Origin of the sequence: Flavobacterium galactosidilyticum (assembly GCF_020911945.1) — a bacterium.
Classification (GTDB): Bacteria; Bacteroidota; Bacteroidia; order Flavobacteriales; family Flavobacteriaceae; genus Flavobacterium; species Flavobacterium galactosidilyticum.
Genome location: NZ_CP087135.1, coordinates 3,516,985 through 3,530,395, shown reverse-complemented (window position 1 = coordinate 3,530,395; position 13,411 = coordinate 3,516,985). Strand labels below are relative to the sequence as shown.

13 protein-coding genes are annotated in these 13,411 nt (G+C 33.5%); 9 read left to right on the top strand and 4 right to left on the bottom strand.

Annotation, left to right across the window (positions count from 1 at the left end; all coding sequences use genetic code 11):
- Nucleotides 1-185 precede the first annotated feature (185 nt).
- Entirely contained in the window at nucleotides 186-590 is a 405-nt protein-coding gene (locus tag LNP27_RS15210) for an acyl-CoA thioesterase (RefSeq protein ID WP_229942496.1), read from the top strand.
- A gap of 29 nt (nucleotides 591-619) precedes the next feature.
- Here the strand turns inward: LNP27_RS15210 and LNP27_RS15205 are convergent, their stop codons facing one another.
- The 3 genes from LNP27_RS15205 to ribD are packed head-to-tail and all read right to left on the bottom strand — an operon-like array spanning nucleotide 620 to nucleotide 2,901.
- The gene (locus LNP27_RS15205; RefSeq protein WP_229942495.1) at nucleotides 620-1,249 is read right to left on the bottom strand and encodes an IMPACT family protein; all 630 of its coding nucleotides are present in this window, start codon (nucleotides 1,247-1,249) and stop codon (nucleotides 620-622) included.
- 13 nt (nucleotides 1,250-1,262) lie between these two features.
- Entirely contained in the window at nucleotides 1,263-1,865 is a 603-nt protein-coding gene (locus LNP27_RS15200; protein WP_229942494.1) for an HAD family hydrolase, read from the bottom strand.
- Nucleotides 1,858-2,901 (bottom strand): bifunctional diaminohydroxyphosphoribosylaminopyrimidine deaminase/5-amino-6-(5-phosphoribosylamino)uracil reductase RibD, encoded by a 1,044-nt coding sequence (ribD, locus tag LNP27_RS15195; protein WP_229942493.1) that lies wholly within the window; start codon nucleotides 2,899-2,901, stop codon nucleotides 1,858-1,860. Before ribD ends, LNP27_RS15200 begins: the two co-directional genes overlap by 8 nt.
- Nucleotides 2,902-3,005: 104 nt before the next feature.
- Here ribD and LNP27_RS15190 point away from each other — a divergent pair, with 104 nt between their 5' ends.
- Nucleotides 3,006-3,491 carry a GNAT family N-acetyltransferase gene (locus tag LNP27_RS15190; protein ID WP_229942492.1) on the top strand — a complete coding sequence of 162 codons (486 nt, stop codon included), beginning with the start codon at nucleotides 3,006-3,008 and terminating at the stop codon, nucleotides 3,489-3,491.
- A gap of 52 nt (nucleotides 3,492-3,543) precedes the next feature.
- Nucleotides 3,544-4,398 (top strand): peptide chain release factor N(5)-glutamine methyltransferase, encoded by an 855-nt coding sequence (gene prmC / locus LNP27_RS15185; protein WP_229942491.1) that lies wholly within the window; start codon nucleotides 3,544-3,546, stop codon nucleotides 4,396-4,398.
- 158 nt (nucleotides 4,399-4,556) lie between these two features.
- Here the strand turns inward: prmC and LNP27_RS15180 are convergent, their stop codons facing one another.
- Nucleotides 4,557-5,801: an ABC transporter permease gene (locus LNP27_RS15180; protein ID WP_229942490.1), complete on the bottom strand. Its 1,245-nt coding sequence runs from the start codon at nucleotides 5,799-5,801 to the stop codon at nucleotides 4,557-4,559.
- A 364-nt stretch (nucleotides 5,802-6,165) separates the two neighbouring features.
- Between LNP27_RS15180 and hisS the strand changes: the two genes are divergently transcribed.
- The 6 genes from hisS (at nucleotide 6,166) to LNP27_RS15150 (ending at nucleotide 13,387) form a co-directional block, all read left to right on the top strand.
- Nucleotides 6,166-7,536 (top strand): histidine--tRNA ligase, encoded by a 1,371-nt coding sequence (hisS, locus tag LNP27_RS15175; protein ID WP_229942489.1) that lies wholly within the window; start codon nucleotides 6,166-6,168, stop codon nucleotides 7,534-7,536.
- A gap of 298 nt (nucleotides 7,537-7,834) precedes the next feature.
- A complete protein-coding gene (locus LNP27_RS15170; protein ID WP_229942488.1) occupies nucleotides 7,835-8,413 on the top strand; it encodes a nucleotide exchange factor GrpE in 579 nt (192 codons plus the stop codon).
- A gap of 56 nt (nucleotides 8,414-8,469) precedes the next feature.
- Nucleotides 8,470-9,585 (top strand): molecular chaperone DnaJ, encoded by a 1,116-nt coding sequence (gene dnaJ / locus LNP27_RS15165; RefSeq protein WP_229942487.1) that lies wholly within the window; start codon nucleotides 8,470-8,472, stop codon nucleotides 9,583-9,585.
- A gap of 135 nt (nucleotides 9,586-9,720) precedes the next feature.
- Nucleotides 9,721-10,644 carry an ABC transporter ATP-binding protein gene (locus tag LNP27_RS15160; protein ID WP_229942486.1) on the top strand — a complete coding sequence of 308 codons (924 nt, stop codon included), beginning with the start codon at nucleotides 9,721-9,723 and terminating at the stop codon, nucleotides 10,642-10,644.
- 64 nt (nucleotides 10,645-10,708) lie between these two features.
- The gene (locus LNP27_RS15155) at nucleotides 10,709-12,025 is read left to right on the top strand and encodes an ABC transporter permease (protein WP_229942485.1); all 1,317 of its coding nucleotides are present in this window, start codon (nucleotides 10,709-10,711) and stop codon (nucleotides 12,023-12,025) included.
- Nucleotides 12,026-12,223: 198 nt separating this feature from the next.
- The gene (locus tag LNP27_RS15150) at nucleotides 12,224-13,387 is read left to right on the top strand and encodes a sigma-54-dependent transcriptional regulator (protein ID WP_229942484.1); all 1,164 of its coding nucleotides are present in this window, start codon (nucleotides 12,224-12,226) and stop codon (nucleotides 13,385-13,387) included.
- Nucleotides 13,388-13,411 lie beyond the last annotated feature (24 nt).

Below are 13,411 nucleotides of genomic sequence, written 5' to 3'. Positions count from 1 at the left end.
ATATTCTATTAAATTGTTTTTTAATTGGTAATTTTTATCTTACTAAATAAAAGTAGTTTTGTTATCTATTATCGGGGTAACAAATATGTGAACAATTTTCTGTAAAAAAAAATTAAAGGGGGTATAATTTTACGAATTATTGTCGTAAGGGGTTATTTAGAATTAAATTTTTTAATATATAATAAATGAAAAATCATCAAATAGAAGTTAGGGTTAGATACTCTGAAACAGACCAAATGGGTGTTGTATATCATGGGAATTATATCCCTTATTTTGAGATTGGACGCGTCGAATGGCTCAGAAACAAAGGGATTTCATATAAATCTATGGAAGAAAATGGAATTGCACTTCCTATAGTTTCTATGAATATAAATTATAAGAAATCAGCGCGCTATGATGAGCTGCTAACAGTTCATACTGCTTTTAAAAGTAGGTCCGCTGTAAAGATAGAATTTGACTGCGCTATTTATAATGAGTCTGATGAGTTATTAACAACTGCCCATTTTATTTTGGTTTTTGTGTCTTTAAAAACGGGAAGACCGACAGCTCCACCAGATAATATTTTAGAGTTGTTCAAAACACTTGAATAAAGTTCAAAATAATACTGTTTCGATTGAATTTAAATTCGTTTTATTTCAATCTCAAACATTGAATTGAAAATGTCGAAGATCATTTCGGCATTTTTTTTTCGTGTTTTTATCTCTATTTTGCCTATTGGAAGTCCCGAAATTTCATTTATTTCCATTTCTTGATTCACAATGTCGAGCTTCTTTTCCTTAACTACTCGCATTACTTTATTCATGTTTTTGTAATCAAATGAGATTGTAAAATGAATATCGATGGTTTTTTCAGTAATCTCACAACCTTCAAGAATTAATTGTGCCGTTGTTTTATAAGCAGAAATTAATCCACCGACTCCTAATTTAACACCGCCAAAAATCCGTACCACTACAATTAGTATATTAGTTACTGAAAAAGATTGAATTTGGCCGTAAATAGGCATTCCGGCAGTATTGCTTGGTTCTCCATCATCATTAGCACGATAAGAAATAATATCTGTGCCTAACTGATAGGCGTAACAAAAATGGCCAGCATTTGGATGTTGCTTACGTAGAGTATCAATTAGTGGCTTGACTTCTTCCTCCGACTGGATTGGAAATGCGTATCCAAAAAACTTACTATTTTTTTCTTTGAAAAGCACCTCTTCTGGTGAAAAATCAATGGTTTTGTAAGTGTCTTTAATGTCCAAAAGTGTTCTATTTCTAAATTATTGTTCTGTCTAATAAATGGATTACATCTTCTTCTCCTACTTGTAAATTATAAACGTTAAATCCTAAACTATGAGCCGCATCAGTGTTTTCTTTTTTGTCATCAACAAATAATGTGCGTTTTGGATCTAATTCATGATTGTTAATTAAATGCTTGTATATTTCTAAATCAGGTTTTCGTAAACCAATTTCATACGAAAAATACACTTTTTCAAAACATTGATAGAAATCGCTATAAAAAGAAATTCCATGTTTTTGCTCAAATGACTCGATATGAATTGCATCTGTATTTGATAGTAAAAATAGACGGTATTTTTGAGAAAGTATTTGAAGAAACTCTAAGCGATAGAGAGGAAAGTCAAGAAGTATTGTGCACCAAGCAGTTTCAATTTCTTGAATACTAGCATTTGGAATGTGTTTTTGAATTCCCGAAAGGAAATTTTCGCGGGAAATTTTTCCAGTCTCAAATTGCATGTTCAAATTATTCAAATCAGTATTCCATTCGCTTAATCCTAATTTTTTAAAAGCAGTAATGGTCGCTTCTTTATCTAAATTGATAAAAATATCTCCAAAATCAAAAATTATAGTGTTAATCATGGTTTCTTGAAATTATAAGTTCGTCTGCACCGATATATCGTTTCTCTGCTTCTTTACTCACGAGTTGAGGGGCTTTTTTTCCGTTAGTAAAATGGATGTTTCCAATAAAGACTCGAGCTTCGTCCCAAAGGTTAGCATCAATAAATGTCTGTAGGGTTTGGCTGCCGCCTTCAATGATAACAGATTGGATTTGGTGCTCGTATAGTGATTCTACAATCTGTTTAGCTACATTTTTTTGAAAATCGATACACTCAAAGGTAGTATTTTCTTTTATAACAGCTGTTTTAGATTTGGAAAATAGGATAGTTTTAACTTGGTTATTCAGAATTTGGCTGTTTTCTGGAATGCGATTGTTTTGGTCAAGAGCCAATCGAATTGGATTATCTCCTGCCCAATCTCTAGTGTCTAATTTTGGATTATCATCAATCACTGTTTGCGTTCCTACTAGAATCGCCTGTTCCTCACTTCGCCATTTATGAACCATTTGTCTAGAATACGGATTGGTAATCCAAACTGGTTTTTTCTCTAATTTTTCAGATGGTGCAATAAAACCGTCTTGGCTTTGAGCCCATTTTAATATTATATAAGGACGTTTCTTTTCGTGAAAGGTAAAAAAGCGCTTGTTTAAGTCGTGACATTCTTTTTCTAAAACTCCAACATTCACTTGAATTCCGGCTTCTATTAATTTTTTTATTCCGTTTCCGGCTACTTTCACATTGGAGTCAACTGTTCCAATAACGACATTCGGAATCTTGTTTTCGATAATCAAATTACAGCAAGGTGGTGTTTTGCCAAAGTGGCTGCATGGTTCTAAACTCACATAGATAGTCGCTTTTTGCAAAAGCGACTTGTCTTTAACGGAATTTATAGCATTTACTTCTGCGTGTGGTTCTCCTGCTTTTTTGTGCCAACCTTCACCAATAATTTTCCCGTCATAAACTATCACGCTACCTACCATTGGATTTGGGTAGGTTGTACCTAATCCATTTTTGGCTAATTCGATGCACCTTTTTATATATTTTTCCTGTATTTTCACATTGCAAAAGTAGTAATTTTTGAGTTTATGATTTAGTTTGAAAACTATTGATATTTACACCAAACAATTTCTATTTTTGTGAGTGCAAATAGATTTTTTATAAAATGGAGAATTACAACATCAGAAAAATTAATAAGGAAGACAATCAGGCAGTGGCTCAATTGATACGCGCTGTTTTTGACGAAATGGATATTCTAAAAGTGGGTACAGCATACGCGGATCCTTATTTGGATTCTATGTTTGAAGAGTACAATAAGCCTCGAGCGGTTTATTATGTTGTGGAGCATAATGAAAAAATAGTTGGATGTGCTGGTATAGCGCCTTTAGAAAATGAGGCAGAAACAGTTTGTGAACTTCAAAAAATGTATTTTTTGCCTGAAGTTCGTGGATTAGGAATAGGTAGTGAAATGATGGATTTGTGTATGCAAAGTGCGATTTCTTTTGGTTTTGAAAGTTGTTATTTGGAAACAATGCCCTTCATGCTTGACGCACAAAAACTATATAGGAAATCTGGCTTTGAAACTATCGCTGAACCAATGGGAAGCACTGGCCATGTAAGTTGTCCGGTCTGGATGTTGAAAAAATTATAACGTAATAGTTACACTTTTTAGCCCTAATTTATTTCTCGATATAAATCAACAAATGAAAATTAAAGAATATAGATCTTATTTTATTCAAGAATTAACGCCAATTTTTGATGAAGGCGAAGCTGAAAGTTTTTTCTATTTAATATTAGAAAATAAACAGCAATTGAAGCGTATTGACTTGGCTTTACAGCATGATTTGACTTTTTCTGAAGATGAAATAAAAATATGGAATGCGATTTTAGAACAATTAAAAAATGAAATTCCAGTTCAATATTTACTTGGGAAAACTAGTTTTTACGGATTAGATTTCGAAGTAAATACTAATGTTTTGATTCCTAGACCTGAAACGGAGGAATTGGTCGATTGGATTATCAAAAGCAATCAAGTTGATCATAATTCAAAAGGTTTAAAGATTCTTGATATTGGCACAGGTAGCGGTTGCATCGCAATTTCTTTAGCTAACTACATTCCGAATGCTCAGGTCTTTGCTATTGATGTTTCTGAAAATGCTTTGGATACAGCCCAAAAAAATGCAGAAAGTAATAAAGTAGAAGTTACTTTTACAAATAAAAACATTCTTGAGACAGTTGACTTAGAGCTACAATATGATATAATCGTTTCAAATCCTCCTTATGTTAGAAATCTCGAAAAGGAGGAAATCAAGAAAAATGTTTTAGATAATGAACCTCATTTAGCACTTTTTGTAGAAGATGATGATGCTTTAATTTTTTATAGAAAAATCGCAGAACTAGCTCAAAAGAACCTCTCGGAAAACGGCCAGTTGTTTTTTGAAATTAATCAATATTTAGGTCAAGAAATGATTAATTTACTAGAAGAAATGAATTTTAAAAATATCGAATTGCGAAAAGATATTTATGGCAATGATAGAATGATTCGAAGTGAAAAGTAAAAACTGCAATGTTGCGATACTACTTATAAGTCCATTTATTCAATCTAAAACTAAAACGTAGATCTATTTCTAATAGGTTTAAAAGAGACAGTTTTATTCTTAGATTAACGATTTGGAAATTAAATAGTTTGTGCTTTTTTTGCTAGCTCGTACCTTCATTATTCGTATCGCAAAGCTTCAATAGGATCTAATACCGCTGCCTTAATTGCTGGGTATAACCCAGAAGCAATAGCAACAATAAAACTAGTAATAAAAGCTGCTATTATCGCTCCCCACGGAATCACAAATGCAAAATCCATTGCTGTTGCTATTCCAAAACCAATAAGGATTCCAAAGATAATACCTACAAGGCCGCCTAGTTGACCAATCAGTAAAGTTTCAATAAAAAATTGAATTGCAATTGTAGTTTTTTTAGCTCCTAATGCTTTTCTAACACCTATTTCTCTCGTGCGTTCCGTGACAGAAACAATCATTATATTCATCAATGCGATCGATGAGCCTAGCACCGTTATAATACCTATAAGCCAAGAAGCAAGTCCAAGATATTTTGTAATACCTAAAATTCGGTTGATTAAATCGTCGCTACGTACAACCCCAAAATTATTTTCTTTTACAGGGCTTAACTTACGAACTCTACGCATGGTACTTGTCGCATTGTCCAGCGCTTGTTCAAGTAATTCTTTTTTGTCTACCATAACACTCACAGTATAGTTGATGTTAGGAGCTGTAAATAAAGAACGCGCCACTTGAATAGGGATCAAAACTCGTAAATCCTGACTGTTTCCAAAAGTGGAACCTTTTTCTTTCAAGACACCAATAACTTTAAATTTCGCGCCTCGTATAGAAATGACTTTATCAATTGGGTTTACATCCTTTAATAATCCTTTCTCAAAATCGGAACCCACAACGCATACATACGCATTATTGTCAATGTCAAATCCAGTAAAATTTCGACCAGAACTCGTTTCTAGCCCAGAATTAGACATGAAATATTCATCAACTCCTACAATTGAATTTTCGGGATCTGTTTTAGTCGATTCGTATTTTACTTCAGCATTGCTAGTCGCTGTAAATGAAAGTGAAGTTTCCGTAAATGGAAAATTGTATTTATTTTTAAAAGCAACTGCTTCAGGATAAGAAATAATTGGATTTACAATAATTCGTTCGTTTCCGCCACGGTTTCTAGTCGTGTTTTCGTATTGCTTGATGTTGAAAGTGTTAGCTCCCATCGATGCAAAATCAGATGAAATAGTGTTTTCAAGCGCCGAAACAACCGTAAGAATACTAACTAAAGCTGTAATCCCAATAGCAATAATCATTACTGTAAGTACAGTTCGCAGCAATTGCGTTCGTATAGAACCTAGGGCAATGCGTACGTTTTCTTTAAATAATTTAAACATCATATAAGTTTGACACGAAAATACAATTTTTGTTACAATTTTTCTTAAGCTAAAATTTAATTTCTTGTAATAGATTTTATCTGGAGCTATTTCCCGCTTTCCGTTACAATCCAGCAGCAAGAATAATTTGTTTTCAAGTGCCTAAAAGTAGCTTCCTCTGGTCGCTCTTTTATGCAAGAAAACAATATTATTTTTTACAACTGTATTTTCACTTCAATCGGGGCTATGAGGCTTGCAATAAAATGATGAATTAAGTAATTAGAATAATTTAAAAAATAAGATATTTGCAGAATAATTTACAAATTGAGATTTATTAAGAAGAGCATACAAATCTTACTTGTAATATCAAAAACCATATAGCATAAAAATGGCATCAAAACCGAGTATTCCAAAAGGAACTAGAGATTTTTCACCTAGCGAGGTGGCAAAACGTCAGTATATTATACAAATTATAAAAAGTAATTTCGAAAAATTCGGATTTCAACCTATAGAAACACCGTCGTTTGAAAATTCGGATACTCTAATGGGTAAGTACGGCGAGGAAGGCGACCGTCTGATTTTCAAAATTTTGAATTCAGGCGATTATTTGGCGAAAGCCAATGTGACACATTTAGTAAATAAGGATAGTACAAAGTTAACTTCAAGTATTTCCGAAAAAGCATTGCGCTATGACTTAACCGTTCCTTTTGCACGTTACGTGGTGCAACATCAAAATGAAATTGAATTTCCTTTCAAAAGATATCAAATCCAACCAGTTTGGCGTGCAGACCGACCGCAAAAAGGACGTTTCAGAGAGTTTTTCCAGTGTGATGCTGATGTTGTAGGCTCTAAGTCGTTGTGGCAGGAAGTAGAATTAGTACAATTATATGATACTGTTTTTACAACATTAGGATTAGAAGGTGTAACAATTAAAATTAATAACAGAAAGATTTTATCAGGAATTGCTGAGGTAATAGGCGCTTCAGATAAATTAATAGACTTCACTGTTGCACTAGACAAGCTGGACAAAATAGGCGAGGATGGTGTTAAAAAAGAAATGATCGAAAAGGGAATTGAAGAAGATGCAATTACAAAAGTCCAGCCTTTATTCAATTTTACTGGAAGTATTTCAGAGAAAATCGAAAAACTATCTGATTTACTTTCGGCTTCTAATGAAGGAATGAAAGGAGTAGAGGAACTTCGTTTTATATGTGATAATGTGGCAAAACTAGGATTAAGTAGCGCTATTTTAGATCTTGATGTAACTTTGGCAAGAGGACTAAATTATTATACTGGAGCTATATTTGAAGTTGCTCCTCCAAAATCAGTTGCTATGGGATCCATCGGAGGCGGTGGACGATACGACGATTTGACCGGGATTTTTGGGTTGAAAAACATGAGTGGTGTTGGGATTTCATTTGGATTAGACCGAATTTATTTAGTGATTGACGAACTAAATTTATTTCCAGAAACCGTTACAGCAACATCAAAAGCCATGTTTATTAATTATGGTGATAATGAGGCTTTATACGCAATGCAAGCGATACAAAAATTAAGAGCATCAGGAATCAAAGTAGAATTATATCCCGATAATGCTAAGGTTGCAAAGCAATTTCAGCATGCAGTTAAAAGGGGAATTCCTTATGCGGTTATAATAGGAGCGCAAGAAATGGAAACAAATTCTTATTCACTTAAAAACTTAAGTAGCGGTGAACAGCTTTTACTTGATTTCGAACAGTTAAAACTTGCTTTGCTGTAAAGAGTAGAGTTCTAAAACATAAAAAAAGCTTCGTTTTGTACAAAACGAAGCTTTTTTATATAATACGGGGGTGAATTAATAATTGTTTAGACTAAAGGCTTAAATTTTTACATTTAATAAAATTTGTTGTCTAAGTTTACAAAAATAGAAAAACAACACATATATATTCTTAAAATAATCTTAAAATTTATAATTTTAACAATTAGTAGCAGGCTAAAAAATAAAGTTAACAAAAGGTGACAATTTGACATTTAAAAAGAATTGGCAGTACTTTTGCAATCCAGAAAAAAGATTAATAATGAACTTTAAGAATATTTTTAAAAATAAGAGTACTATGACTACTGAAAATACAGAAATCGATCAAGAATTAGATGATGCAACGATAGAGATGAATGCTAATGGAGAGCAAATTATTATTGAGGAATTAAGTGTTGAAGAGCAATTAACGCAAGACTTAGCTAAAGAGAAAGATAAATATCTTCGATTATTTGCTGAGTTTGAAAATTACAAAAGAAGAACAACTAAAGAACGTATAGAGTTGTTCAAAACGGCGAATCAAGAAGTTTTATTGGTGTTATTGCCAATATTAGATGATTTCGATAGAGCGATTACAGAAATCAGTAAAACGGATGATGGACCTTTACTAGAGGGTGTAGCGCTTATAAATGAAAAGTTAAAGACTACGCTAGCTGCTAAAGGATTAGAGCAAGTTGATGTAAATGTAGGTGATGCATTTGATGCTGATTTTGCTGAAGCTATTACTCAAATACCAGCTCCATCTGATAAGATGAAAGGTAAAATTGTTGATATTCTTGAAAAAGGATATAAACTAGGCGACAAAATTATTCGTTTCCCAAAAGTTGTTATAGGTCAGTAATACGTATAAGTAAAGAAGCAATTCATTGCGTCTGAACTTTTGAAAGAAAAATAAAAATGAAAAAAGATTTTTACGAAATATTAGGCATTACAAAGAGTGCTGATGCTGCCGAAATTAAAAAAGCATATAGAAAGCAAGCTATAGCGCATCACCCTGACAAAAATCCTGGAGACAAATCGGCAGAAGAAAAATTTAAATTAGCTGCTGAAGCATACGAAGTTTTAAGCGACCCGCAGAAAAAAGCGAAATATGATCAATACGGTCATCAAGCTTTTGATGGTTCAGGAGGCTTCGGAGGTGGTGGACACGGTGGCATGAATATGGATGATATTTTCAGTCAATTTGGTGATATTTTCGGAGGCGGTTTTGGTGGCTTCGGAGGTGGAGGTGGAGGCGGAGTTCGTCGTGCTAAAGGAAGTAATCTTCGTATTAAAGTAAAATTGACACTAGAAGAAATTGCTAATGGTGTTGAGAAAAAAGTAAAAGTAAAGCGTAAGGTTCAAGCGCCTGGCGTAACTTATAAAACCTGTTCTACTTGTAACGGTCAAGGGCAAGTAATGCGTGTTACTAATACTATTTTAGGACGTATGCAATCTGCTTCAACTTGTCCTACTTGTAGTGGTTCAGGTCAAATTTTAGATAAAAAACCGTCTAATGCGGATTCGCAAGGGATGATTCTTGAAGATGAAACTGTTTCTATCAAAATACCTGCGGGAGTTGTTGATGGAATGCAGTTGAAAGTTTCGAGTAAAGGAAATGATGCTCCAGGAAATAGCATTCCAGGAGATTTAATTGTTGCCATTGAAGAACTAGAACATGAGTTCTTGAAACGCGAAGGTGAAAATTTACATTTTGATTTATACATCAGTTTTGCTGAAGCGGTTCTTGGAATTTCTAAGGATATCGAGGCAATTAATGGTAAGGTAAGAATCAAACTTGAGGAAGGAATTCAATCAGGTAAAATTCTTAGGTTAAAAGGGAAAGGAATTCCAAGTATTAACGGTTATGGCAACGGAGATTTGTTAGTTCATGTTAATGTTTGGACTCCAAAGACATTAAATAAAGAACAAAAACAGTTTTTTGAAAATGCTTTAACGGATGATAACTTTATTCCAAATCCAGAAAAATCAGACAAATCATTTTTCGAGAAAGTAAAAGATATGTTTTCATAAATAGGTTTGCAATTTAAAGCAAACTTATAAATAATCTAAAACCCATCCTTAATTAGACAAGGATGGGTTTTTTGTGTAACAATTATAAGTATTTCGGCACTAATTATTTACTTTTACATCAATTAAAAACAAAGCATGAGTAATATACTTGAGGTTAATAAAGTAGTAAAGCGATATGGTGATTATGTAGCGCTGAACGAAGTTACATTAGCTGTCCCAAAAGGGAGTATCTACGGACTATTAGGTCCAAATGGAGCTGGAAAAACATCTCTTATTCGAATTATAAATCAAATTACCTTACCTGATAGTGGTCAAATTATTCTTGATGGTGAAAAATTACAACCTAAACATGTACAATATATAGGGTATCTTCCTGAAGAAAGAGGACTTTACAACACTATGAAAGTAGGAGAGCAGTGCTTGTATCTCGCGCAGATGAAAGGACTTTCTAAGGCTGAAGCCAAAAAACAATTGGAGTATTGGTTTGAAAGATTGGATATTCAAGGTTGGTGGAACAAGAAAATTCAAGAATTATCTAAAGGAATGGCGCAAAAAATTCAGTTTGTTGTATGTGTGTTGCACAAGCCTAAATTATTGATTTTTGATGAACCCTTTTCTGGTTTTGATCCTGTAAATGCGAATGTTATTAAGGATGAAATTTTAAAACTTCGTGAAGATGGAGCTACTATAATTTTCTCAACGCACCGTATGGAAAGTGTCGAGGAATTATGCGATCACATTGCATTAATTCACAAATCAAACAAGTTGATTGAAGGAAAGTTGAATGATGTGAAAAGACAATTCAAAACCAATAGTTATGAAGTTGGCATTTTGTCAGACAATGTTGAAGGCTTGATGTATGATATTACACAAAAATATACAGTTAGTCCCGCTAAGTTTAAGTCATTAAATGATTCATTAAAATTAGAAATCCAATTAGGAAATGCAACACCAAACGAATTGTTGAATATCTTAACAAAACGAGGTCAAGTCAATCATTTCGTGGAAAAAATACCAAGCGTTAATGATATTTTCATTCAAACGGTAAGCGATAAATAAGTCCTGATTTTTAAAATTCCAAATCTTCCAAATATTGGAATTTAATATTTGATAATTAAAACATATGAGTATAATTTCATTAATCATAAAAAGAGAATTTATTTCGAAGGTTCGTAACAAGTCTTTTATAGTTATGACTTTTTTAAGTCCATTATTATTTGTGGCATTAATGGGATTCGTAGCATACCTTAGTGCTATGAAAGCCGATACAAAAAGTATTGCAATTCACGATGAGTCTGGTTTGTTTGTTCAAGAATTTACAACTAAAAATCAGGAAAATGGAGAATATAAATACCTTGATTTATCTCTTGTCGATTTAAAGTTGTTAAAAGATAGTATCATTAGCGAAAGTTATGAAGGACTTCTGTATATTCCTAAAGTTAGCAATTCAAGGGATTTTGAAAGTAAGATTCAGTTCATTTCAAATGACAGTCCAAGCATTTCATTTATCGAAAACATCCAAGATCAAATTGCCTCTAAGCTAACAAAAGATAATCTGATCAAAGCTAATTTAGACACCTTAGCTATTAATAAAGCAAAGGCCAATGTAAATATCAACTTGACAAAAACATCGGGAGAAGAAAGTGTGAAGGGATTAAATGAAATAAAAATTGGTATTGGAGGTGCTTTTGGCTATCTGATCATGATGTTTATTATCATTTATGGCAATATGGTAATGCGAAGTGTAATAGAGGAAAAGACCAGCAGAATTGTCGAAATTATTATTTCATCTGTAAAACCATTCCAACTGATGATTGGGAAAATCATTGGTACATCATTAGCGGGTTTACTACAATTTTTCATTTGGACAATAATCGGACTCTCGCTCATGTTTGCAGCTTCGGTATTTTTAGGTGTAAATGTTGGACCAACGGCGAGAATTTCACCTGAATTAATGCAAGCTGCGCAGCAAGAAATATCTGGCACTGCGCAAATGTATATTAAGGAATTATGGAATTTGCCCATTGCAAGTATCCTGATTGGTTTTGTCGTTTATTTCATTGGTGGCTATTTTTTATACAGCTCGTTTTATGCGGCAATTGGTGCGGCAGTTGACAATCAAACTGATTCGCAGCAGTTTCTTTTGCCTATAATTATGCCATTAATGTTGAGTGTTTACATCGGTTTTTTTACCGTTATTAATGATCCACACGGCACGGTAGCAGTGGTTTTTTCAATGATTCCACTTACTTCACCTATCGTAATGCTAATGCGAATTCCGTTTGGCGTACCTTTGTGGCAAATAGCCATATCAGTAACGCTATTATTTGCTAGCTTTTTTGCAGTAGTTTGGTTTGCTGCAAAAATATATCGAATAGGAATATTGATGTATGGAAAAAAACCGAGTTGGGGTGAATTATACAAATGGTTAAAATATTAAAGCTTGACTAATTGATTTTTCGATAAAGTTTAATTAATTTAAGGAGCTGTTTCCCGCTTTTCGCTGCAATCCACGCCTAAAAGCGTGGGATTTTCACTGCAATCGGGGCTAGGGCATATTCTTTGATATAAGAATGGCCGTGATAAGAAATAATTAGAATATTTGTAATCTTTTCGCCTTAAAAAAATAAATAAAAACATGCCAAAAATACTAATAATAGAAGACGAAGCTGCAATCAGAAGAGTACTCAGCAAAATACTTTCAGAAGAAAACGATACTTACCAAGTAGAAGAAGCAGAAGATGGTGTTGTTGGTTTTGAAAAAATAAAAAATAACGACTACGATTTAGTTTTGTGTGATATCAAAATGCCAAAAATGGATGGTGTTGAGGTTTTAGAAGCAGTTAAAAAAATCAAACCTGAAATACCTATGGTTATGATTTCCGGTCACGGCGATATGGAAACGGCTATTTATACGATGCGTTTGGGAGCATTTGACTACATCTCAAAGCCACCAGATTTAAACCGTTTATTGAATACGGTTCGTAATGCTTTAGACAAAAAACAACTCGTAGTAGAGAATAAAATCTTAAAGAAAAAGGTTAGTAAAAACTACGAAATGATTGGTGAAAGTGAAGCGATAAATCACATCAAAGTGATGATTGATAAAGTAGCAGAAACTGAAGCTAGGGTTTTAATAACAGGACCAAACGGAACTGGAAAAGAATTAGTGGCGCATCAATTACACGAAAAAAGTGTACGTTCTAATTTCCCATTAATCGAAGTGAACTGCGCTGCAATCCCATCAGAATTGATAGAAAGTGAATTGTTTGGTCACGTAAAAGGAGCTTTTACATCAGCAGTGAAAGATCGTGCAGGAAAATTTGAAGCGGCTGACAAAGGAACTATTTTCTTAGATGAAATTGGGGATATGAGTCTTTCGGCTCAAGCTAAAGTGTTGCGTGCTTTACAAGAAAGTATGATTACGAGAGTAGGTGCTGATAAAGATATAAAAGTAGATGTTCGTGTGGTTGCTGCAACGAATAAAGACTTAAAAGTAGAGATTGCCGAAGGTCGTTTCCGCGAGGATTTGTACCATAGATTAGCAGTGATTTTAATAAAAGTTCCTGCGTTAAACGAAAGACGCGATGACATACCAATGTTGATTAGCCATTTTGCAGATAAAATTGCTTCTGAACAAGGAAATGCAGTGAAGAAGTTTTCGGCAGCAGCAATAAGCTTGTTAAAAGAATATGATTGGACGGGAAATATCCGTGAGTTAAGAAATGTTGTGGAACGTTTGATAATCCTTGGCGGAAGCGAAATTTCCGAAAGTGATGTTAAATTGTTTGCCAGTAAATAATGACATTCGAATAAATTATTGAAT